The following is a 22,975-nucleotide window of genomic DNA, read 5'->3' on the forward strand; positions in this document are numbered from 1 at the left end:
CAACTGTGGCTGAAACACCGCAATCGCGAGCAGGCTCGCTCCCACAGGATCGGAGTTGAGGTTTAGAGCGTACCAAACACCTTCTTCGCCAAACTGGTCGCCGCCGCAGCAGGGTTCTGGCGAATGGTTTCTTCCTGCTTGCCGATCATCTCGAACAAACCGTTCAGCGCCTGCTCGGTCACGTAGCTTTCGATGTTGGCATTTTTCGCATCCAGCGCGCCCAGGGTTGCGGCTTGTCCGGCGAATGCGTTGTACTGCTGGGCCAAGCCGACCTGGTCGGTGGCTTGTTTGACGATCGGCAGGAACTTGGTGCGGATCTGTTCGCGGCTGGTTTTGCTCAGGTACTGAGTCGCCGAGTCCTTGCCGCCGCTGAGGATCCCCTTGGCATCTTCCACGGTCATTTTCTTCACCGCATCCACCAGGATCGGCTGGGCTTGCGTCACGGCCGTTTCAGCCGCTTTGTTCATACTGGTTTCCAGTTGATCGACCTGATCACCCATGCCGAACTGTTTCATTTTCTTGGCGACTTTACCCAGCTTGCCCGGCAGTTCGATCTTCACGTCCGGGTTGTTGCTGAAGCCGCCGGGTGTGCCGAGTTGTTTAACGGCCAGTTGCGCGCCTTGGGTCAGAGCGTCCTTGAGACCGCCGGTGGCGTCTTGTTGCGACAGGTCGCTGAGAGCCCCTGCCAGGGCGTTGGCGCAGATCATCAAGCCTGCGCACAGGCCGGCGAAGCGAAGGGTAGGGCGGAGCATGGCGGCTTCCTTGTTCAAAAAATAGAATTAGCGGGCGGCGTCGACGCGGATTTTCAGTGGCTGCGGGTCTTTGCCGTCCAGTTGCACGGCGTGATTTTCAGTGGTGATGAACATCAGCTTGCCGTCCACTTCGATGCGAGCGCTAACCGAATAGCGATGGCCGGGTTTGACCTGCGCCGGATCGTAGCTCAAATGGAACGGCAACGGCACCTGGCCTTTGACCGGGCCTTTCTGTTCGTCGAGCACTACCGCCGGAGCGTCGGCCAGAGACACATCTTGCAAGCTGACGCTCAAAGTCGCGCTCGGTGGCAGAGCAATGCGTTGCAGGTAGAACACTTCGCCGTCGAGGCTGGCGTTGGCGGTCGGTTGTGTCGACTGGCAGGCACCGAGCAGGGTAGTCAGCAGGACGAGTGAGAGTTTTTTCATTGAGAGCCTCTATGACATAAGCGCCGGAAGAAGCCCGGCGCTCAAAGGAATTTAGCGGATTTTGCCAGGAGCGTCCGTGAACAAACGTAATGACCGGGTCAGCCACTGGTTAAATGTCTGTAACCGACTTGAGCGTGACAAGTGCGATGCCGGTGCAAGTTCGACCTGACTTGGAGACACGTTAATACGTTGGTGATAACGGTTTTCGATGCCGGTCAGTGCGTAACGTTTGCCGGGTAATACGCTATCCGGATCGTACTTCAGGTAAAACGAAGTGGCGGTTTGTTCGTTGTGGCTGACGCAAACCAGTTGAACTTCAGGTTGCTCGCTTTCATGCAGACTGATAGTCACTGCCTGTTCTGTCGCGAAGGCCGCAGGCTCTTGAGCTTCGATATACAACAGCCCGATCGGGCTCAAGTGCAAGGTCTGGCGATGGGGCGTGCGATTCACGATAACGAAGTAATCCTGTTCCAGCAGTAACGCCCGTCGATCGTGGAACATCTGGATGTTGATCTGATACTTGACGCCGATGTTGCTGTAGAGGTGCGGGAATGAAAAATTCCATTGGCCATCGGCAATTGAAGGGTGGTGCCAGTCCAGCACTTTTATCGGCGGCGTTGAATTGGCAGTCTGGACGCTGATAACGGTTTCGCGCTCGCCATCATCGGCAGCGACAAAGTCTGGAGGCAGGCTGAAAGTTACAGTGACGTGAGGGTTCGTATCATTTAAGAGGCTCATCGCGATGTCCTTATCGTGATCGGTTAAAAAAGCCTATTAATTCATGAATCAAGTAACCGGAAAACATCCGTGCCTTCCGGTTAGTTATCTGCAAGTTTCAGACTTCGGTAAGTGCACCGGTTTCTGCCGCATCTTCACTGCGATGCAGCGCCACCTGACGGATCGACAAACGAATCTCCGCCGGTAACACCCGTTTGGCGGCGCCTTCGGCCAGTTCGCCTAACAATTCGTGGTAGCTCAACTTCCCGGCCTCGTCGCGGCGCAGCACGTCGAGGTCCAGCATTGTCTGGATGAAGTGACGGAACAGGCTCTTGTCGAAGAACTCCGGGGCGTTCAGGCCGTGGAGGATCGACAGGCGCTGGGCCATGACCGTGCACAGGTCTTCGAGTTCTTCGGCGCTGATGCTGTTCTGGCCGCTGTTGAGCAGCAAGGAAACGGTCATGTAGAAGCGCTGCAAGGTCTGGGCGATGCTTTTCGACAGCAGTGTCAGCAGCACGAAATGCCGCGAGCTCGGCGCCGGACGCAGGTACACGTCTTTCTCGAAACGCAGCAGGCCTTGCTCGACGAAGGCTTCGAGCCATTGATCGACCACGCCATCGAGTTCGTCCAGCGACCAGCGAATGAACAGCTCCGATTGCAAGTACGGATACAGTGCGCGGGTGTAGCGCAGGATCTGCTCGCGGCTCATGCGCGAGGTGCTCTGGAAGAAACTCGCCAGCAACGACGGCAACGCGAAGATGTGCAGCACGTTGTTGCGGTAGTAGGTCATCAGGACGGCGTTTTGTTCGTCCAGGTACAGAATCTTGCCCAGCGCATCGCTTTGCTCGGACAGCAGGTCCATATCCTTCACGTGCTCGATCAGCGCCCGACCGTCGCCCTCCGGCAGGGTGGTGTGCGAGGAGTAGGGAACCTTGCGCAACAGCGCCAGATACAGATCAAGCACCCGTGCCATGGCGCGATCGTCCAGGGCCAGGCGGCTGGTGGACAGCAACGCCAGGGCCACCAGATTCACCGGGTTGATCGCCGCCGCTTCATTCAAATGTTGTGCGACTTTCTCGCCGAGGCGGTTGGTGGTTTCGTTGAGCCAGGCCGGTTTGAACTGCGGGCCGAGCTCCTGTTGGCGCCAGTCTGGCTGCTCGCTGTCGAGGAATTCCGCCAGTTTGATCGGCTCTCCGAAGTTGACCGCAACCTGACCGAAGCGCTGTTTGAGCGCGCCGATGACTTTGAAAATGTCGAAGATCGATTCTTTCTTCTTGCTCGCGCCACGCAATTCGCCGAGATAGGTGCGGCCTTCCAGCACGCGCTCGTAGCCGATGTACACCGGCACGAAGACGATCGGCATGCGCGACGAACGCAGGAAGCTGCGCAGGGTGATCGCGAGCATCCCGGTTTTCGGTTGCAACATGCGCCCGGTGCGCGAACGGCCGCCCTCGACGAAGTATTCGACCGGGAAGCCTTTGGTGAACAGGGTGTGCAGGTATTCGTTGAACACCGAGGTGTAGAGCGGGTTGCCCTTGAAGGTGCGGCGCATGAAAAACGCGCCGCCGCGACGCAGCAAGCTACCGATCACCGGCATGTTGAGGTTGATCCCGGCGGCGATGTGCGGCGGGGTCAGGCCGTTGCGGAACAGCAGATAAGAGAGCAGCAAATAGTCGATGTGGCTGCGGTGGCACGGCACGTAGATCACTTCGTGACCCTGGGCGACTTTCTGCACACCTTCGATGTGGTTGACCTTGATCCCGTCGTAGATCTTGTTCCAGAACCAGCTCAGCACCACTTCCAGAAAACGGATCGCGGTGTAGGTGTAGTCCGAGGCGATCTCGTTGCCATAGCGCAAGGCTTGGGCCTTGGCTTTTTCCGGCGAGATGTTCTCGCGCTCGGCTTCGTCGAGGATCGCCTGTTTGACCGAGGGCTGATTGAGCAGGCCTTTGACCAGATTGCGGCGGTGGGAAATGTCCGGGCCGATCACCGCGGCTTTCAGGTTGCGAAAGTGCACCCGCAGAATCCGCTGGGCCATGCGCACGGTGCGCTCGTGGCCTTTGTTGTGATCGATCAGTTCACGCAAATGAATCGGCGCCGAGAACTGCACCCGGGTCTTGCGCCCCAGAATCATGATGCTTAGCAGCCGACGCAAACGCCCGGTGACCGCCCAACTGTCGGCGAACAACAGTTTCCACGGGCTCGACTCGCTGTCCGGCGACTGTCCCCAGAACACGCTGACCGGAATGATCTGCGCGTCTTCGGCGGCGTTCTGGCTCAGGGCGTTGACCAGACGGGTCAGGGTCGGTGGCGCACCGCGCTTGTCCTGACGGCCGAGCCAGTCGGGCTCTGGCGTCAGGTAAAAGAACGCGGCGGGCTCCACCAACGCACCCACCGATACCGGCAACACCGGGCGGGGCAGGCCGGCCTTGCTGCATTCGGTATCGACCACGGCGAGGTCGGTCAATGAAGGATTTTGCAGGACGTAGAACACCGGTCGGCTGCGGTCGAGGTTAAGGGTGAACGACGACTGATTGATCGTCTCCGAGCGAACCCAGAGGTACAGCAGTCGGCGCAAGGTGCCAAACACAAGACGGCGGAACGGGGAACGGGTCATACGGCTTCTGCGTGAGTGGATAAAACCAAGCAATCGCTTGGGCGGTCGATAGTGTGCCGTATTCGCCGAAAATCGGCAAAAAAGCGCCTAAGTAAACTTGAGTTGAGAGTTTTCGCGGCTGTCATATACTCGGCCGTTCAAAATAAAAACAAGGGGTATTAGATATGGCTACGCGCGAAACCGGCAATGTGAAGTGGTTCAACGACGCCAAGGGCTATGGCTTCATTCAGCGCGAGGACGGGGTGGACGTGTTCGTGCACTACCGCGCGATCCGCGGCGAAGGGCATCGCTCGCTGACTGAAGGTCAGCAGGTTGAGTATGCAGTGGTGACCGGGGAGAAGGGCTTGCAGGCTGAGGATGTGGTGGGCTTGTAACCCCACTCCTCAGATCACACAAAACCCCTGTGGGAGCGAGGCTTGCCCGCGATGACGGCGGCACATCCAACAATGATGTGACTGACAAATCGCAATCGCGGGCAAGCCCGCTCCCACAGGTTCGTCGTACGGATTTTTACGCGGTTTTCCAGGTGATTTCTTCTTCACCATCAACGCTGATCCGCATCCAGCGATCCGCCGTCTCTTCACCTTCTTCCTCGACCCAACTGCCCGGCGCGCAACGCACTTCGACGTTCAGCGCGGCAAAGGCTGCGCGGGCGCAGGCAATGTCGTCTTCCCATGGGGTCTGGTCGCTTTCCAGGTACAGGCTGTTCCATTTGCCGACAGCTTTCGGCAGCCAGGTAACCGGCACATTGCCGGCCTTGCACTTGTAAGTCTGGCCTTTCTGAACCCAATCGGTGCATGGGCCTAAAGCCGCGCCGAGCCAGGCAGCGATGGCCTTGTAGTCGACGTCGGCGTCTTTCAGGTAAATCTCGATATCGGGTTGGCGCATGGATGTCCTCACTGCGGGTCTGAAAAATCCATTCGCGGATTTAGCCGGCCTCAAGCCGTTTGCTCAAGACCAAAATTTAAGAGTTTATTGAAGAACAAAATAATCGTAGCGCATCGACACGGTGACCTCGAACGGCTCAACCTGTTCGATGACCGCTGCCCGGCGTTCGGCACTGGCGCGCCAGCCGTGGGGTGTCATGGCCAACAGGTTCGCGCGATCCTGACCGTTAACCAGCGTCAGTTTGAACTCCAGGGTTTCGCTGTGTTGCAGCGCCATGCCTTCCGGCACCAGAGCCAGGTGCTTGTCGTCGGTGTACTCACGCACTTCATCGTACAGCCGCTCGCGCAATTCCATCAGATGGCCGCTGGTCGGCCCGACTTTCATCAAACCGCCGCCGGGGCTGAGCAGGCGTTTGGCTTCTTCCCAGTCCAGCGGGCTGAAAACACTGGCGAGAAACTGGCAACTGCCGGAGGCCAACGGCACCCGCGCCATGCTGGCGATCAACCAGGTCAGCGCAGGGTTGCGTTTGCAGGCGCGTTTGACCGCTTCCCGGGAAATGTCCAGCGCATAGCCGTCGGCGTTGGGCAAGGCTTCGGCGATTTGCGCGGTGTAGTAACCCTCGCCACAACCGATGTCCAGCCAGCGCTGGGGCGCGTACTGCGCCGCCAGTTCCGCCAGACGCTTGGCCACCGGCGCGTAATGGCCGGCGTTCAAAAAGTCGCGACGGGCTTCGACCATCGCCAAGTTATCCCCAGGGTCGCGGCTGTTTTTATGCTGCACCGGCAACAGGTTCAAGTAACCCTGCCGCGCACGGTCGAAACGATGCCCGGCGGGGCAAGCCACGCCGTTGTCCACCGCGTTCAGCGGTTCGCTGCAGATCGGACACGCAAGCATCAGGCGAGCAACTTGATCAGGGTCTGGTAGTAGATTTCGGTCAGCACGTCGAGATCGGCCGCCAGCACGCGCTCGTTGACCTGGTGGATCGTCGCGTTGACCGGGCCCAGTTCGACAACCTGAGTACCCATGGTCGCGATGAAACGCCCGTCGGAGGTGCCGCCGCTGGTGGACGCCTTGGTCTCGCGACCGGTGATGTCCTTGATACTCGCCGATACCGCGTCGAGCAGGGCGCCCGGTTCGGTGAGGAACGGCAGGCCGGACAGCGCCCAGTCGATGTGCCAGTCCAGACCATGCTTGTCGAGAATATCGGCGACACGCTTTTGCAGGCCTTCGACAGTGGACTCGGTGGAGAAGCGGAAGTTGAACACTGCCACCAGATCACCCGGGATCACGTTGGTCGCGCCGGTGCCGGAATTGACATTGGAGATTTGGAAACTGGTCGGCGGGAAGAAGTCGTTGCCATGGTCCCAGTGCTCGGCGGCCAGTTCGGCCAGCGCCGGGGCAGCGAGGTGGATCGGGTTCTTCGCCAGGTGCGGATACGCCACGTGACCTTGCACACCGTGTACGGTCAATTTGGCGCCGAGGGAACCGCGACGACCATTCTTGACCACGTCACCCACCAGGGTAGTGCTCGACGGTTCGCCGACGATGCACCAGTCCAGACGTTCCTTACGGGCGGCGAGGCGTTCGATCACAGCCTTGGTGCCGTGATGTGCCGGGCCTTCTTCGTCGCTGGTGATCAGGAAAGCGACCTTGCCCTTGTGGTCCGGGTAGTCGGCGACGAAGCGCTCAGCGGCTACGGTCATGGCCGCGAGGCTGCCTTTCATGTCCGCCGCGCCACGGCCGCAGAGCATGCCATGCTCATCGATCACGGCGTTGAACGGATCGATCTGCCAGGCGGCTACCGGACCGGTCGGGACCACGTCGGTGTGACCGGCGAAACACAGCACCGGGCCTTCGTGTTTACCGTGGGTCGCCCAGAAGTTATCCACATCTTCGATGCGCATCGGTTCCAGTTTGAAACCGGCATCGCCCAGGCGCTGCATCATCTGCTTCTGGCAATCGGCGTCAACCGGCGTCACGGACGGACGGCGGATCAGGTCGATGGCGAGTTGAAGGGTCGGCGAAAGGTCGGCGTGGGCCGTCATGGAAAGCTCCGAAAACTGTAAATGTGGGAGCGAGCCTGCTCGCGATGAGGTCGGTACATTCAACATTGATGTTGATTGACAGACCGCAATCGCGAGCAGGCTCGCTCCCACAGGTATTGGGTCAGGCCATAAAGGCCAAGGCCTGCAAAATGGCGGTTATCTTAAAGCAAAACGGCGACCATTGGCCGCCGTTTAGTGCATCTGTACTGATTTAGACAGCCGGTGCGGTCGTGGCTTCGGCCACCGGTTTTGGCAGCGACGACAGGAACGCCATGATCAGCGCCGCCAGGTACGGCAGCGATTGCACCAGCAACATGGTCACCCAGAAGCGCATGTCGTTGCTCGGCAGGCCCTGTACCAGGAAGATCCCCAGCGCCGCACCCCACAACAGCAGCATGATGAACACCTCTTCGCGTGCTTCCGAAATGGCTACCCAGAAGCCGTGGTTATCGGCGTTTTTCGGGGTGCGGAAGAACGGAATGCTGCTGGTGAAGAAACCGTACAGCACCGCTTTGGCGATGGTGTGCGACAACGCCAGCCCTGCCAATGCTGCGCAGAACGCATCCTTGAGGTTGACCCCGACCGCACGGCGGTACAGGAAGATGATCTTGCCGACCTTGAACACGAACAGTGCCAACGGCGGGATTGCGAAAATCAGCAGCGGTGGATCGACCCGTTGCGGCACGATGATCATCGCCGCCGACCACAACAACGCGCCGACGGTGAAGAAGATGTTCATGCCGTCCGCCACCCACGGCAACCAGCCCGCGAGGAAGTGGTAACGCTGGCCACGGGTCAGTTCTGTGTCCTTGCCGCGCAGCAGGCTGGCGGTGTGACGCTTGATGATCTGAATCGCCCCGTAGGCCCAGCGGAAACGCTGTTTCTTGAAGTCGATAAAGGTATCGGGCATCAGGCCTTTGCCGTAGCTGGTGTGGTAATACGCCGCCGACAGACCTTTTTCGAACACGCGCAGACCCAACTCGGCGTCTTCACAGATGCACCAGTCGGCCCAGCCCAGTTCCTCGAGCACCGAGCGTCGGGTCATGGTCATGGTGCCGTGCTGGATGATCGCGTCACGGTCGTTACGGGTGACCATGCCGATGTGGAAGAAGCCTTTGTATTCCGCGTAGCAGAGCTTCTTGAAAGTGCTTTCGTTCTGGTCGCGGTAATCCTGTGGCGACTGCACCACTGCGATTTTCGGATCGGCGAAGTGCGGCACCATGTGCTTGAGCCAGTTCGGGTCGACACAGTAATCCGAGTCGATCACCGCAATCACTTCGGCATCTTTGGCGGTGTGCGGAATCAGATAGTTCAGCGCGCCGCCCTTGAAGCCAGCCAGCGGTGCCACGTGGAAGAACTTGAAGCGTGGGCCGAGGGTTTCGCAATAATCGCGCACCGGTTCCCAGACCGCCGGGTCTTTGGTGTTGTTGTCGATGATCAGGACTTCGAAGTCCGGATAGTCGAGATTGGCCAAGGCGTTGAGGGTCTGTTTGACCATCTCCGGTGGCTCGTTGTAGCAAGGTACGTGAATCGACACCTTCGGTCGGTAGTCCGATTCGCCCACGACCGGCAGGAATTCACGCCGGCGTTTGTGGGTCCAGACCGCTTCGGCGAGTTCATGGGCCTCGGTCAGCAGAACGATAAACACCCCGAGTGCACCGAGGGCGAGCAGGAAGCCCACCGTCAGGCTGAACCAGGTGCTGTATTGCTGGCTGTAGTCATAACCGATCCACACCAGCACCGAACCGCACAGGAACGCGATAAAGGTCAGGAAGGTGCGGCCACGTTGACGCAGGGCTGAGCCGTCGATCATCAGCAGGGTCAGCGACAGCAATGCCAGCACTACCGAGCCGATAGCCAGCACGCGCCATTGCGGGATCGCGACGACCGGGCCTTCGAAGTTGAATTTCTGCTGACGCGCGGCGTTGAACACACCCCAATACGCGCCCACCGAACCTTCGTCACTGGCTTTCCATGGTTGGTCGAACGCTTCGATCACGAAGTAGTTGAAGCCCTGGCGGTTGAGCTTGTTGACCAACGTGCGCAGGTAAATCGCCTGGTCCGCCGGCGACGCATCGGCGCCACCACGCATGCGGCCGTTGCTCGGCCAGCCGACTTCGGAGAGCAGCAGCGGTTTTTTCGGGAACATCTTTTTCAGGTCACGGGCGCGGTCGAGAACGAACTGACCAGCCTTGTCCACCGGAACGAACTCCCAGTAGGGCAGAACGTGAGCCGCGATCAGGTCAACGTGCTTGGCCAGGCTCGGGTTTTCTTCCCAGACGTGCCATTGCTCAGAGGTAGTGACCGGAACCTTTACGGCCGCGCGGACGCGATCCAGGATCAGGCTCAGCTCTGCCGCGGTAATTTCCTTACGGAAGATTGCCTCGTTACCGACAATCACGCGAACCACGCTGCGCGAGGAGTTGGCGATTTCGATGGCGCGGGTGATCTCGCGCTCGTTGCGCTCTTCGTCAGGGCTGATCCAGATCCCCAGGGTCACCCGCAGGCCGAATTCTTCCGCCAGTTTGGGAATGTTCTCCAGGGTGCCGTCGACCGAGTAGGTCCGGATGTTGTCCGTCAGCTTGCTCATGATCTCCAGATCGCGACGCATTTCATCGTCGGTCGGGTACTGGGCTTTTTGCGGATACTGGCCTTGTTGAAACGGCGAGTACGAAAAGCCGGAGATCTGTTCAGGCCAGTTGGGGGCGGTGACCGGGCGATTGACCAGCGCCCAGAAGCCGGTAAACAAGGCTGCGATGGCGAGCACCACGACCAGGTTGAGTCCAAATTTACGCGATGACATAGCTTTTTCGGGTTCCAAAGGCTGTGGAACGAAGGAACGGTTGGCGGCCGGCTGCCAGGTGGCAGGGGCGCGCATCCTACACTGGAGGTTCTCTGACCGTACAGCGAACAGGGAAACGCCCGACATTGGGCAATCCAGGTCGACTTAAGTTCTTTGACCGGGGACGCTGTAGCTCAATTCCAATAATTTGTAGTCATTTGAAGCCGTCAAGACTGCCATCCATAGCCCAAAGGTGCTCTTGACCGCCGACGGCCCTATAATGCGCGCCGGTTTTTGGGGTAATGGTCATGAGTACAGAAGATCCGCGGTTTGCTGGCATCGCCCGCTTGTATGGCATCGAAGGCCTTGAGCGCCTGCGCGCGGCCCATGTGGCGATCGTCGGCGTCGGTGGCGTCGGTTCCTGGGCGGCGGAAGCCGTTGCCCGGTGTGGCGTGGGCGAGATTTCGCTGTTCGACCTGGACGACGTCTGCGTCAGCAACGTCAACCGTCAACTGCATGCGCTGGACAGCACCGTCGGCAAGCCCAAGGTCGAGGTGATGGCCGAGCGCCTGCGCGGGATCAACCCGGACTGCACGGTGCATGCGGTGGCGGACTTCGTCACCCGCGAAACCATGGCCGAGTACATCACGCCGAACATCGACTGCGTGATTGACTGCATCGACAGCGTCAACGCCAAAGCGGCGCTGATCGCCTGGTGCAAGCGACGCAAAATCCAGATCATCACCACCGGCGGCGCGGGCGGGCAGATCGACCCGACACTGATCCAGGTCTGCGACCTGAACCGCACGTTCAACGATCCGCTGGCGTCGAAAGTGCGCTCCACGCTACGCCGCGACTACGGCTTCTCCCGCACCGTGACCCGTCACTACAGCGTGCCCTGCGTGTTTTCCACCGAGCAACTGCGCTACCCGAAACCGGATGGCAGCATTTGCTTGCAGAAGAGTTTTGTCGGTGACGGCGTGAAGCTCGACTGCGCCGGGGGCTTTGGCGCGGTGATGATGGTGACGGCGACGTTCGGCATGGTCGCGGCGACCAAGGCTGTGGATAAGATTGTGGCCGGGGTTCGGCGCCCGGCGGATCGGGTCAAACCGGCCTAACCGGATCATTCCCACGCAGAGCGTGGGAACGATCATTCAGGCGGCGAGTTCTCGCATCCGCTGTAGCACGGCATTGAGGCCATTGCTGCGCGACGACGACAACTGCCGCGACAGGCCCAACTGATTAAACCAATCCGGCAAATCCACCTGCTGCAACTCGGCAGCGGACAACCCATTGACCCGTGCCAGCAGCAGCGCCACCAACCCGCGAATCAGCCGCGCATCGCTGCTGGCGCTGAACTGCCAATGACCATCCTGCAGCGCACCGACCAGCCACACCTGGCTTTCACAGCCATGCACGCGGTTGGCCTCGACTTTATCCACATCGCTCAACGCAGGCAGGCGGTCGCCCCATTGCATCAGCAACCGCGCCCGCTGTTCCCAACTCGCAGTATTCTGAAAAGTATCCAGCGCCATGATGGCATCGGCGGGCAAGGTCATCGCAACAACTCCAGGGCCTGATCCAGCGCTTCAAAAAAGCGCTCAAGGTCTTCTGAATCGTTGTACAACGCCAACGACACCCGAATCGCCCCGGCCAGCTCAAAGCTTTTGAGCAACGGCATGGCGCAATGATGACCGGCGCGTACGGCGATTCCCTGTTCGGTCAGCAAATGCGCCAGATCAGAGTTATGCACACCCTCGACGACAAAACTGGCCAGTGCCAGTTGCGGCTTGCCCAGCAGACGAATGCCGTTGCGCGCCTCAAGGCCTTTGAGCAAATAGTCATGCAGCGCGGCTTCGTGGGCGGACACGGCGTCCTGATCCAGCCCGGCCAGATAATCCAGGGTCGCCCCCAGGCCAATCACGCTGGAAATCGGTGGCGTACCCGCCTCGAACCCCAGTGGCGCAGGACGAAAGCGTGCGTCGTGGTAGTTGGCATCCAGCACCATTTCGCCGCCGAACTGCCAGGGACGCAGTTGCTCGAGCGCTTCATGACGACCGAACAGCGCACCCAGGCCATCCGGGCCATAGAGCTTGTGGCTGGAAAACACATAGAAGTCGCAGCCCAGTGCCTGTACGTCATGCCGACCATGCACCACGCCTTGAGCGCCGTCGACTACGGTCAGCGCGTTGTGCACTTTGGCCATCGCCAGTAACGCGGGCAGCGGTTGCCAGGCGCCGAGCACGTTGGAGAGCTGGCTGACCGCCAGCAAACGAGTACGCGGGCCGATCAGGCGAGCGGCGGCTTCAAGGTCAATCAAACCGTCGGCATCCAGCGGCAGGATCACCAGCTTCAAGTCGCGACGGTGGGCCAGTTGCTGCCACGGCAACAGGTTGGCGTGGTGTTCCAGAGCGCTGATGACAATTTCATCGCCCGGATTGAATACGTGTTCCAGGCCATAGGCCAGGAGGTTCAGCGCGGACGTCGCGCCGTGGGTAAAGATGATCTGTCCGCAATCGCCGGTATTGAGCCATTGCGCAACTTTGCTGCGGCTGTCCTCGAACGCCTGGGTGGCATGGGCGCCGGGCAAGTGTTGCGCCCGATGCACGTTGGCCGCGCCGTTGGCGTAGTAATGCGCCAGGGCATCCAGCAGGGCTTGAGGTTTTTGCGTGGTGGCGGCGTTGTCCAGATAAGTCTGGTCTTGCCGTTGCAATGCGGCGATGGCCGGAAAATCGGCGCGCCAGGGAGAGGGAATCATCATGCTATCGGGCCCTGCTGAACATGGGCGGGTGGAACGCCTGACCTGTGTAGGAGCAGAGCTTGCTCGCGAAGGGGCCCTTGAGGTCGCCAAAAGCTTCGCGGGCAAGCCTCGCTCCTACAAGATCAGGTGATCGTGTAACGCTCTGCTTAGTTGTGAGCGTGCAGCGCTTCGTTCAGTTCGATGGCCGATTTGTGGGTTTTGCACTCCACGGCACCGGTCTCCGAATTGCGGCGGAACAGCAGGTCAGGCTGACCGGCCAGTTCACGGGCTTTAACGACTTTGACCAGTTTGTTGTGCTCGTCCAGCAGCGCAACCTTGGTGCCGGCCGTCACATACAGGCCCGACTCAACAGTGTTGCGATCGCCCAACGGGATGCCGATACCAGCGTTGGCGCCGATCAGGCAGCCTTCGCCGACCTTGATCACGATGTTGCCGCCACCCGACAGGGTGCCCATGGTCGAGCAACCGCCGCCCAGGTCCGAGCCCTTGCCAACGAATACGCCCGCCGACACACGACCTTCGATCATGCCCGGGCCTTCGGTGCCGGCGTTGAAGTTGACGAAACCTTCGTGCATCACGGTGGTGCCTTCGCCCACGTAAGCGCCCAGACGAATACGCGCCGCGTCAGCGATACGCACGCCGGCCGGTACCACGTAGTCGGTCATTTTCGGGAACTTGTCCACCGAGAACACTTCCAGCAGCTCGCCGCGCAGGCGGGCTTCCAGTTGATGCTCGGCCAGTTCGGCCAGGTCGATCGCGCCCTGGCTGGTCCAGGCCACGTTCGGTAGCAACGGGAAGATCCCGGCCAGGTTCAAGCCATGTGGCTTGACCAGACGATGGGACAGCAAGTGCAGCTTGAGGTAAGCCTCAGGCGTGGAGCTCAACTGCGCGTCTTCGGCCAGCAGCGTGGCGACCAGCGGCTTGTGGCTCTCGGCCAGACGGGTCAGCAGTGCAGCTTGTGCAGCGTCGACGCTTTTCAGCGCTTCGGCCAGTTGCGACGCCTGAGCGGTGCTGAAGGCGATGGCCTGATTGCCTTCGGTGTAGCCCAGAACCGGCGCAATGGCAGCGACCAGTTCGGCCGACGGGTTGAGCAGTGGCTGCGCGTAAAACACTTCCAGCCATGCGCCTTGACGGTTTTGAGTGCCGACACCAAAGGCCAGGCTGAACAGGGTAGTGGACATGTTGATACCTCTAACAAAATGGAACGGGCTGCCTTACTTGAGCGCTGCCGCGTAGATATCTGGCTTGAAGCCAATCAGGGTTCGGTCACCGAGATCGAGCACCGGGCGCTTGATCATCGAGGGTTGCGCGAGCATCAGTTCGATGGCTTTCGGCTGGTCGAGATCGGCTTTGCGTTCGTCGTCGAGCTTGCGAAAGGTCGTGCCTGCACGGTTCAAAACCACTTGCCAGCCGTGCTCGTCGCACCATTGGCTCAGGTGTTCACGGTCGATACCGACCGTTTTGTAATCATGGAAGTCATAGCTGACAGCGTGTTCATCGAGCCAGGTGCGCGCCTTTTTCATGGTGTCGCAGGCTTTGATGCCGAAAAGGTGCAACGTTTTGCTTGAAGCGGTCAAGGAATTGCCCCCTTTGCAGGTGCTGAAAATAAAAGGTGACGGATTATGCCATGACCGGACGGTTTCGCGTCGGCTGTGGTCGGGTTTGTCTTTTTGTTGTGGTTATCCGCTGTCTAAGCAGCTACGTGAAAGCGCTACGAGCGTAGTGCCTGGAGTTTGTACGGCCTGAGCCGTCATCACCAGATGGGTGATGACGTGCTGGGAGAAGTGTCGGGAACTGGACTTGGGTGAAGCCAACCCGGGGCAGGTCAAGCGACCGCCCTCTTGAGTCACTCGGTTTCTGTTTCTGTTTCTGTTTCGGGATCGGGATAAGGATAAGCCTTGGCCATGAAAGCTTTATCCGCTTCGCTGAGGGTTAAGTTGAAGTCAACTTTGAAATCACCTACGGTCCATTCCGGACGAATTTCATAGTGCATGATGGATAGCGGGTCGTATGGTGAGTAGTTGACTTCGCTGGCATCAAGAAGATTAAAGTAGCGTTCATCGACAATGCCCCTTTTATAATAATAACTTTCATCTTCCTCATCTGCCGCATGATGGTGTGCGTATACCGCTTCCTTGTCCCAGGGGATGTTTCCAGTAGGGTGCAGATGTTCATGTTCAGCACCCAGTAAATGCCCGAACTCGTGAATCACATTGGCGGTGAAACGTGGCCACCACAGATAGGGCTCGAGGCTCATGGTTGGATTTTCTTTCTCCAACAATGCGTTGGTACCGATGTAAGACCAATTACCGCGCTTAGTGGTGATGCGGATATCGCCTTCCGTGCCCTCGACGAAGTCGAACTTCAGATTGATGTGGGGGAGCCAGGCCTGTGCTGCGGCCTTCACGGCGTCCTTGAAGTCTTGCTCGCCATCCAGAAAGGCGATCCGCAAGGTTCGGCCCGGTGACCAGAACTTGGTGTGACTGGCTACCGCTCTCTTTTGACGACCAGAAGAAGATGTACCGCGATTTGCCGGATTTTCGGTAATGGCCGCCTCGTAAGAAGCATTAATGTCTTCCGGGATTTTAACGAAGCATGGGAATGTGTCATCCATGAATAAGCATCCTTGTTTATTAATTAAGTTGAGTCTGATTTAAGGTTGTTTTCAGTCTGCGATCGCAACATTCTTCGCGGGTGGCATAAGTTGGAAGTTGATATGTTGCGAGCGAGCAGGGTAAGCCCAAACGAGAGGCGGGGTGAATATTAAATTAAGTTGATTATATTGCTTGATGTTTGAATGCCCCGCACGGCATTGCGCTATGCGGGGTTTGAACGTTATTAACGCTGGCGGGTAATAAACGCACGAATGCGTTCGGCGGCTTCCACGCACTCGGCCAGCGGTGCCACCAGCGCCAAACGCACACGCCCGGCACCCGGATTGACGCCATCCACGTCGCGGGACAGATAGGAGCCCGGCACGACAGTCACGTGTTCTTGCTCGAACAGATCCCGGCAGAACGCCGCATCATCGCCATTCACATTAGGCCACAGGTAGAAACCACCGTCCGGACGCTGCACATCCATCACCGGGCTGAGAATCTCCAGCACCGCATCGTATTTCTCGCGATACAGCGCACGGTTGGCGCGCACATGCACTTCATCATTCCATGCGGCAACGCTGGCCAGTTGGGTCTGAACCGGCATCGCGCAGCCGTGGTAGGTGCGATACAGCAGAAAGCCTTTGAGAATGTCTGCGTCACCGGCGACAAAACCGGAACGCAGTCCCGGCAGGTTGGAGCGCTTGGACAGGCTGTGGAACACCACGCAGCGTTTGAGGTCCTTGCGGCCCAGTTCCACGCACGCGCTGAGCAGGCCTGGCGGTGGGGTTTGTTCGTCGAAATACAGCTCGCTGTAGCACTCGTCGGCGGCGATCACGAAGTCGTATTCGTCGGCCAGAGCGATCAGCTTCTTCAGCGTTTCGACCGGAATCAGTGCACCGGTCGGGTTACCCGGCGAGCACAGGAACAGGATCTGGCAGCGTTTCCAGATGTCTGGTGAAACGGCGTCAAAGTCCGGGTTGAAGCCGTTTTCGTCCAGGCATGGCAGGTAATGCGGCTTGGCCCCGGCCAGGAACGCGGCGCCTTCGTAGATCTGATAGAACGGGTTCGGGCTGACCACCAGCGCGTCGTCGCCACGATTGACCACGGTCTGGGTGAAGGCGAACAGCGCTTCACGGGTGCCGTTGACTGGCAACACGTTGCGCGCAGGGTCGAGCCAGCCGTTCGGGACGCTAAAGCGACGTTCGCACCAGGCGGCAATGGCTTCACGCAGGGCCGGGATGCCGAGGGTGGTCGGGTATACGGCCATCTGATCCAGATTGCTCGCCAATGCTTCGGCGACGAAGCTCGGCGAACGGTGTTTCGGCTCGCCGATGGACAGCGCAATGGCGCGTTTGTCCGGGTTTGGCGTGACGCTGCCGAGCAGGGCGCGGAGCTTTTCGAACGGGTAGGGCTGCAACTGGTTCAGAGCGTTGTTCATGGAGGCCTCGTTCAATGTGGGGGCGAGCTTGTGGTCAGGGGGCTTGCCCCCGTTGGGCTGCAAAGCAGCCCCAAATTCTCTGGTGTACCAAAGATCTTGTGAGCGCTACGCACTCAAACGGGGGCAAGCCCCCTCGCCACAGGCGCTCCCACAGGGAAAGTTATTAATTCAGATGCTGATGCGTGACAGTTTGATATCGGGTTCCTGGCTGACGCTCAGCTGCTCGACGATTGCATCCTGCAAACGGCTGCACAGCAACGGGTCGGACAGCGGCTGATTGTTGGCGTCGGTGATGAAGAACACGTCTTCCACGCGCTCGCCCAGAGTGGCGATCTTGGCGTTCTGCAGCGACAGGTCGAACTCAAGGAAGATCGTGCCGATCCGCGCCAACAGGCCGGGGCGATCCGGGGCGCTAAGCTCCAGCACCGTCACCGGACGCTGGGCGTCATTGTGGATCGTCACCTGGGGCGCAAACGCGAAATGCTTGAGCTGGCGCGGCACCCGACGCTGGATGATGGTCGGGTAGTTGTCCGGGTTGCGCAGGGCTTCGGTCAGGCCTTCGCGGATCTGCTTGACCCGTGCCGGGTTGTCACCGATCGAGTCGCCATCGGTGTCGAGCACGATGTAAGTATCGAGGGTGAACTGGCTGCTGGAGGTGATGACCCGGGCGTCGTGAATGTTCAGATTGAGCTGGTCCATCGCCGCCACGGTCACGGCGAAGAAGTCGTGCTGGTCCGGTGCATAGATGAAAATCTGCGTACCGCCCTCGAACTCGCGCTGGGTGGTTTCCTTGATCAGTACCAGCGGGCCGCCATCGGCCGGCTGCTGCAGGATCGCATCAGTGTGCCAGGCCACGTCGCCGGCGGTGTGGCGCAGGAAGTAGTCATCGCCCAATTGCGCCCACAACTGCTCGACATCGTCCGGATCGTTGCCGCCGCGTACCAGGATGTCCAGCGCAGCGCTCTGGGTCTGGCGGATCTGCTCTTCGCGATCCACAGGGTTTTCCAGGCCACGACGCAAGGCGCGCTTGGTCTCGGTGTAGAGCTGGCGCAACAGGCTCGCGCGCCAGGAGTTCCACAGCGTCGGGTTGGTTGCGTTGATGTCCGCAACGGTCAGCACATACAGATAATCGAGACGGGTTTCATCGCCGACCGTCTGCGCGAAATCGTGGATCACGTGCGGGTCGGACAGGTCCTTGCGCTGGGCCGTGGTCGACATCATCAGGTGGTTCTGCACCAGCCAGACGATCAGGCGGCTGTCCCAGATCGGCAACTGGTGGCGCTGGCAAAAGGCTTCGGCATCCACGGCGCCGATTTCCGAGTGATCGCCGTGCCGGCCCTTGCCGATGTCGTGGTACAGACCGGCCAGGTAAATCAGTTCGGGTTTGGGCAGTTTGGCCATGAGCTTGCTGGCCAGCGGGAATTTTTCCGACACCTGGGTGTACTGCAACTTACGCAGGTGCTTGATCAGGTTCAGGGTATGCGCGTCGACCGTATAGATGTGAAACAGGTCATGCTGCATCTGCCCGACAATGAAACCGAACTCCGGCAGATAGCGCCCAAGGATGCCGTAACGGTTCATCCGCCGCAGATTGCGGTGGATGCCGATCTTGCACTTGAACAGTTCGATGAACAGGCTGGTATTACGAATATCGTTGCGGAAATCGTCATCGATCAAATGACGATTCTCGCGCAGCAGGCGGATGGTATCGGCGCGTACGCCTTTGATCTCCGGTTGCTGGGCCATCAGCACAAAGATCTCGAGCATGGCGAATGGCGTACGGCGGAACACGTTGTCGTTACGCGCTTCGATGTAGCCGTCATGCAGCTGGAACCGCGAATTGATCGGTTGTGGTGGTGCTTCGTCTTCGGGGGCCAGGATCACTTCTTCGAAGTGCTGGATGATCAGGTCGCTGAGCTGGGCAATGCTCATGACCACCCGGTAGTACTGCTGCATGAAGTTTTCGATGGCTTGCTTGGCGTCATTGCCTTCGAAACCCAGCAGCCCCGCAATCGAGCGCTGGTGATCGAACAGCAGGCGGTCTTCGGAGCGGCCGGCGAGCATATGCAGGGCGTAACGTACCTTCCACAGAAACTCCTGGGACGAGGCCAGCAGGGCGTTTTCGCTCTCCACCAGGAAACCTTCACCCGCCAGGGCCCGCAGGTTCAGAGTGCCGTATTCGCGACGGGCCACCCACAGAATCGTCTGAATATCCCGAAGGCCACCGGGCGAGCCTTTGACGTTGGGTTCCAGGTTGTATTCAGTGTCGTTGTATTTGTGGTGACGGGCCTTTTGCTCGGCGCGCTTGGCCAGGAAGAAGTCCTTGCTCGGCCACATGTGCGCGGTGCTGGTGACATCCAGCATGCGCTGGCGCAGCCGCTCGGGGCCGCAAATGGTGCGGCTTTCCATCAGATTGGTAACGACCGTCAGGTCGGCACGGGCCTCGACGGCGCATTCGTCCACCGAACGAACGCTCTGGCCGACTTCCAGGCCGATGTCCCACAGCAACGTCAGAAAGCGTTCGATGGAATCCCGAAAAATTTCGTGATCGGCGCTGTCCAGCAAAATCAGCAGATCGATGTCGGAGTAGGGGTGCAACTCGCCGCGACCGTAGCCGCCGACCGCCACCAGGGCGATATCGGCATCTTCGCTCCAGTTAAACTGTTCCCAGGCTTGTTGCAGGATGTTGTCGATAAACCAGGCGCGATCCTCGATCAGCCGGCGAATGTCCCGGCCACTGCGGAACCGCTCGTCGAGCACCTCGCGGGCCTGACGGATCGCCTTCTTGAAAGCAGCGATAGGGCTTGCCTTCAGGGCCAGTTCAGCCTGGAACTGGCCGCGGTCGAAGAGTTCGGGATCCACCTGCGGCATCGATTGGCTTTCCTTTCTATAAGGCTGGGAACGGAGCGGGCGGGATCAGGCCGAAACGCGCGGGATGGTATCGTCGCTGCGCAAAGTGAAGATCTCGTAACCGGTATCGGTCACCAGCAGGGTGTGTTCCCATTGAGCCGACAGCTTGCGGTCCTTGGTAATGGCGGTCCAGCCGTCGCCCAACACCTTGGTGTCGGCCTTGCCCTGGTTGATCATCGGCTCGATGGTGAAGGTCATGCCGGCTTTCAGTTCCATGCCGGTGCCGGCGCGGCCGTAATGCAGGATCTGTGGTTCTTCGTGGAACACCTTGCCGATGCCGTGACCGCAGAACTCGCGAACCACCGAGAAGCCGTTCTTTTCCGCGTGCTTCTGGATCACTTCACCGATATCGCCCAGGCGGCAGCCGGGTTTGACCAGCTCGATGGCCTTGTACATGCATTCCTGAGTCACCTGGGACAGGCGCTCGGCCCAGACCGGCACGGAACCGACGTGGAACATGCGGCTGGTGTCGCCGTGGTAGCCGTCTTTGATCACGGTGACGTCGATGTTCAGCGTGTCGCCATCCTTCAACGGTTTCTCGTTCGGGATGCCGTGGCAGACCACGTGGTTGATCGAGGTGCAGATCGACTTAGGAAAGCCCTTGTAGTTGAGCGGGGCCGGGATGGCTTTCTGCTCATTGACGATGTAGTCGTGGCAGATCCGGTCCAGCTCTTCGGTGGTGACACCCGGTTTGACATAATCGGCAATCATTTCCAGCACATCGGCGGCCAATTTGCCGGCGATCCGCATTTTTGCGATGTCCTCTGGGGTTTTGAGGGTGACGGTCATACAGGCTCTCTCTGCGCTCAATGGCGCCTTCTAAAACGAAATGGGCATTGCGCGAATAATTGTCGCGGCCCTGAAAAACACGATTCTATCAGACGATCAGCGCAAATCTGAGCCTCTGTGCATCGCTTCTCTCTATAGGATGGCGCATTCTGGGGGGATTCCAAGGTGGGGGCCAAAAGCATTCCCCTGGTTTTCAGAATCCGGGTTCCGTTTTTTTCTGCCTTGTGATATAAAATGCGCCGCTTTCCGGGGATACCCTAGAAAGCTTAAATCCACACACGTGTCGACACGATGACCTGGGTGCCTTCAGCTGATGCTGCTGGTTGGTCATTGGGATACGTGGAGGCCAAACCCGACTTATTAAGGAACTATCATGTCCCAAGTCAACATGCGCGATATGCTGAAGGCCGGTGTGCACTTCGGTCACCAGACCCGTTACTGGAACCCGAAAATGGGTAAATACATTTTCGGCGCGCGTAACAAGATCCACATTATCAACCTTGAAAAAACCCTGCCAATGTTCAACGAAGCTCTGACTTTCGTAGAGCGTCTGGCCCAGGGCAAAAACAAGATTCTGTTCGTCGGCACCAAGCGTTCCGCTGGCAAGATCGTTGCTGAAGAAGCAGCACGTTGCGGTTCGCCGTACGTCGATCACCGCTGGTTGGGCGGCATGCTGACCAACTTCAAAACCATCCGTGCTTCCATCAAGCGTCTGCGTGACCTTGAAGTGCAAGCCGAAGACGGTACTTTCGCCAAGCTGACCAAGAAAGAAGCGCTGATGCGCACTCGCGATCTTGAGAAGCTGGATCGTTCCCTGGGTGGTATCAAGGACATGGGCGGTCTGCCAGACGCTCTGTTCGTTATCGACGTTGATCACGAGCGCATCGCGATCACCGAAGCCAACAAGCTGGGCATCCCGGTTATCGGCGTAGTCGATACCAACAGCAGCCCGGAAGGCGTTGACTACATCATCCCAGGCAACGATGACGCAATCCGCGCTATCCAGCTGTACATGGGTTCGATGGCTGACGCTGTAATCCGCGGTCGCAACCACGTTGCTGGCGGCACCGAGCAGTTCGTTGAAGAAGCTCCGGCAGCTGCAGCTGAGTAATTGACGCCCTGGCGTTGACTCAGTAAGCAAAAAGGGGGCTTGGCCCCCTTTTTGCCACCTCGAAAACCATTTGTGAGCAGCGCAGCTACAGCATTTGTAACGTGCAGCGGCTAACAAGGGTGGTTCGGGAAGAATTGAACGCCCGTTCGATCGGGTGGAATGGTTGAAAACCTATCCAAGAGGAATTTTAAAATGGCAGAGATTACTGCAGCGTTGGTCAAAGAACTGCGCGAGCGTACCGGCGAAGGCATGATGGACTGCAAAAAGGCCTTGACCAAGGCTGGCGGCGACATCGAAAAAGCCATTGATGACATGCGTGCTTCGGGCGCCATCAAGGCTGCCAAAAAAGCTGGCAACGTTGCCGCTGAAGGCGCGATCGCTCTTAAAGAAGACGGTAAATCCGCCGTTCTGCTGGAAGTGAACTCGCAGACCGACTTCCTGGCCCTGCAAGACGACTTCAAGGCATTTGTTGCTTCCAGCGTAGAAAAAGCGTTCGCTGACAAGCTGACTGACGTCGCTCCGCTGATCGAATCCCAAGAAGCCGATCGTCTGGTTCTGGTCGGCAAGGTTGGCGAAAACGTCAACATCCGTCGCCTGGCTCGCGTTGAAGGTGATGTTGTTGGTGGTTACCTGCACGGCAACAAGATCGGTGTTGCGGTTGTTCTTAAAGGCGGCAACGTTGAGCTGGCCAAGGACATCGCTATGCACGTAGCGGCCACCAACCCTGAATTCCTGCTGCCATCGGAAGTTTCCGCTGAAGCGGTCGAGCGCGAGAAAGGCGTGTTCCTGACCCTCAACGCTGACAAGATCGCTGGCAAGCCAGAAAACATCGTTGAAAACATGGTCAAAGGTCGTATCAGCAAGTTCCTGGCTGAAGCGAGCCTGGTTGAGCAGGCGTTCGTCAAGAACCCTGAAATCAAGGTTGGCGAACTGGCCAAGAAAGCCGGTGCAGAAATCGTTTCTTTCACCTACTTCAAAGTAGGCGAAGGCATCGAGAAGCCGGTCGACAACTTCGCTGAAGAAGTTGCTGCCCAGCTGGCTGCCGCCAAGCAATAAGACGGTTTTTTAACTGTCGCCCTGAAGAGGCTGCCCGCTCACGCGCGCAGCCTCTTTTCAGATGGGGTTGCCAATTTTAATTG

The 22,975-nt window shown here is 58.9% G+C and carries 20 protein-coding genes; 4 read left to right on the forward strand and 16 right to left on the reverse strand.

Translation table 11 applies throughout. From position 1 onward, the window contains the following. Nucleotides 1-62: 62 nt before the first annotated feature. The 4 genes from KGB18_RS18975 to plsB form a co-directional block, all read right to left on the reverse strand. Entirely contained in the window at nucleotides 63-752 is a 690-nt protein-coding gene (locus tag KGB18_RS18975; protein ID WP_123719864.1) for a DUF4197 domain-containing protein, read from the reverse strand. A gap of 27 nt (nucleotides 753-779) precedes the next feature. Then, a complete protein-coding gene (locus tag KGB18_RS18980; protein WP_123719863.1) occupies nucleotides 780-1,178 on the reverse strand; it encodes a YbaY family lipoprotein in 399 nt (132 codons plus the stop codon). 51 nt (nucleotides 1,179-1,229) lie between these two features. Continuing rightward, on the reverse strand, nucleotides 1,230-1,916 hold the full coding sequence (locus KGB18_RS18985; RefSeq protein WP_123719862.1) for a hypothetical protein: 687 nt from the start codon (nucleotides 1,914-1,916) through the stop codon (nucleotides 1,230-1,232). A 97-nt stretch (nucleotides 1,917-2,013) separates the two neighbouring features. Then, the gene (plsB, locus tag KGB18_RS18990; RefSeq protein WP_201059901.1) at nucleotides 2,014-4,512 is read right to left on the reverse strand and encodes a glycerol-3-phosphate 1-O-acyltransferase PlsB; all 2,499 of its coding nucleotides are present in this window, start codon (nucleotides 4,510-4,512) and stop codon (nucleotides 2,014-2,016) included. A gap of 164 nt (nucleotides 4,513-4,676) precedes the next feature. Here plsB and KGB18_RS18995 point away from each other — a divergent pair, with 164 nt between their 5' ends. Then, nucleotides 4,677-4,886 (forward strand): cold-shock protein, encoded by a 210-nt coding sequence (locus KGB18_RS18995; RefSeq protein WP_007964248.1) that lies wholly within the window; start codon nucleotides 4,677-4,679, stop codon nucleotides 4,884-4,886. Between the two features lie 136 nt (nucleotides 4,887-5,022). Here the strand turns inward: KGB18_RS18995 and KGB18_RS19000 are convergent, their stop codons facing one another. From KGB18_RS19000 to KGB18_RS19015, 4 genes are all read right to left on the reverse strand, one after another. After that, entirely contained in the window at nucleotides 5,023-5,400 is a 378-nt protein-coding gene (locus tag KGB18_RS19000) for a hypothetical protein (RefSeq protein WP_038979139.1), read from the reverse strand. Nucleotides 5,401-5,484: 84 nt separating this feature from the next. Continuing rightward, nucleotides 5,485-6,294 carry a putative RNA methyltransferase gene (locus tag KGB18_RS19005; protein ID WP_123719860.1) on the reverse strand — a complete coding sequence of 270 codons (810 nt, stop codon included), beginning with the start codon at nucleotides 6,292-6,294 and terminating at the stop codon, nucleotides 5,485-5,487. Further along, complete coding sequence (dapE, locus tag KGB18_RS19010; protein WP_123719859.1) at nucleotides 6,294-7,445, reverse strand: succinyl-diaminopimelate desuccinylase; 1,152 nt, start codon at nucleotides 7,443-7,445, stop codon at nucleotides 6,294-6,296. Before dapE ends, KGB18_RS19005 begins: the two co-directional genes overlap by 1 nt. A gap of 211 nt (nucleotides 7,446-7,656) precedes the next feature. Next, a complete protein-coding gene (locus KGB18_RS19015; RefSeq protein ID WP_123719918.1) occupies nucleotides 7,657-10,248 on the reverse strand; it encodes a glycosyltransferase in 2,592 nt (863 codons plus the stop codon). A gap of 287 nt (nucleotides 10,249-10,535) precedes the next feature. Between KGB18_RS19015 and tcdA the strand changes: the two genes are divergently transcribed. Next, nucleotides 10,536-11,345 (forward strand): tRNA cyclic N6-threonylcarbamoyladenosine(37) synthase TcdA, encoded by an 810-nt coding sequence (gene tcdA, locus KGB18_RS19020; RefSeq protein WP_187326390.1) that lies wholly within the window; start codon nucleotides 10,536-10,538, stop codon nucleotides 11,343-11,345. Nucleotides 11,346-11,381: 36 nt separating this feature from the next. Here the strand turns inward: tcdA and KGB18_RS19025 are convergent, their stop codons facing one another. The 8 genes from KGB18_RS19025 to map form a co-directional block, all read right to left on the reverse strand. Further along, nucleotides 11,382-11,786: a SufE family protein gene (locus KGB18_RS19025; protein WP_223570345.1), complete on the reverse strand. Its 405-nt coding sequence runs from the start codon at nucleotides 11,784-11,786 to the stop codon at nucleotides 11,382-11,384. Continuing rightward, nucleotides 11,783-12,988, reverse strand: coding sequence for an aminotransferase class V-fold PLP-dependent enzyme (locus KGB18_RS19030; protein WP_123719856.1), 1,206 nt, complete (start codon nucleotides 12,986-12,988; stop codon nucleotides 11,783-11,785). Before KGB18_RS19030 ends, KGB18_RS19025 begins: the two co-directional genes overlap by 4 nt. 146 nt (nucleotides 12,989-13,134) lie before the next feature. Continuing rightward, entirely contained in the window at nucleotides 13,135-14,169 is a 1,035-nt protein-coding gene (dapD, locus tag KGB18_RS19035) for a 2,3,4,5-tetrahydropyridine-2,6-dicarboxylate N-succinyltransferase (RefSeq protein WP_123719855.1), read from the reverse strand. Between the two features lie 33 nt (nucleotides 14,170-14,202). After that, entirely contained in the window at nucleotides 14,203-14,565 is a 363-nt protein-coding gene (locus tag KGB18_RS19040; protein WP_201059898.1) for an ArsC family reductase, read from the reverse strand. Nucleotides 14,566-14,834: 269 nt separating this feature from the next. Next, on the reverse strand, nucleotides 14,835-15,602 hold the full coding sequence (locus KGB18_RS19045; protein WP_223570346.1) for a hypothetical protein: 768 nt from the start codon (nucleotides 15,600-15,602) through the stop codon (nucleotides 14,835-14,837). 224 nt (nucleotides 15,603-15,826) lie between these two features. Beyond that, nucleotides 15,827-17,026, reverse strand: a complete 1,200-nt coding sequence (gene dapC, locus KGB18_RS19050) for a succinyldiaminopimelate transaminase (protein ID WP_223570347.1) — start codon at nucleotides 17,024-17,026, stop codon at nucleotides 15,827-15,829. Nucleotides 17,027-17,194: 168 nt separating this feature from the next. Continuing rightward, nucleotides 17,195-19,897 (reverse strand): [protein-PII] uridylyltransferase, encoded by a 2,703-nt coding sequence (locus KGB18_RS19055; protein WP_201059895.1) that lies wholly within the window; start codon nucleotides 19,895-19,897, stop codon nucleotides 17,195-17,197. 45 nt (nucleotides 19,898-19,942) lie between these two features. Next, on the reverse strand, nucleotides 19,943-20,725 hold the full coding sequence (map, locus tag KGB18_RS19060) for a type I methionyl aminopeptidase (RefSeq protein ID WP_123719850.1): 783 nt from the start codon (nucleotides 20,723-20,725) through the stop codon (nucleotides 19,943-19,945). 373 nt (nucleotides 20,726-21,098) lie between these two features. Between map and rpsB the strand changes: the two genes are divergently transcribed. Beyond that, on the forward strand, nucleotides 21,099-21,836 hold the full coding sequence (gene rpsB / locus KGB18_RS19065) for a 30S ribosomal protein S2 (RefSeq protein WP_007907989.1): 738 nt from the start codon (nucleotides 21,099-21,101) through the stop codon (nucleotides 21,834-21,836). 192 nt (nucleotides 21,837-22,028) lie between these two features. After that, nucleotides 22,029-22,892 carry a translation elongation factor Ts gene (gene tsf / locus KGB18_RS19070; protein WP_123719849.1) on the forward strand — a complete coding sequence of 288 codons (864 nt, stop codon included), beginning with the start codon at nucleotides 22,029-22,031 and terminating at the stop codon, nucleotides 22,890-22,892. Nucleotides 22,893-22,975: the final 83 nt, after the last annotated feature.

This window comes from Pseudomonas sp. BF-R-26 (assembly GCF_019947395.1).
Taxonomy (GTDB): domain Bacteria; phylum Pseudomonadota; class Gammaproteobacteria; order Pseudomonadales; family Pseudomonadaceae; genus Aquipseudomonas; species Aquipseudomonas farris.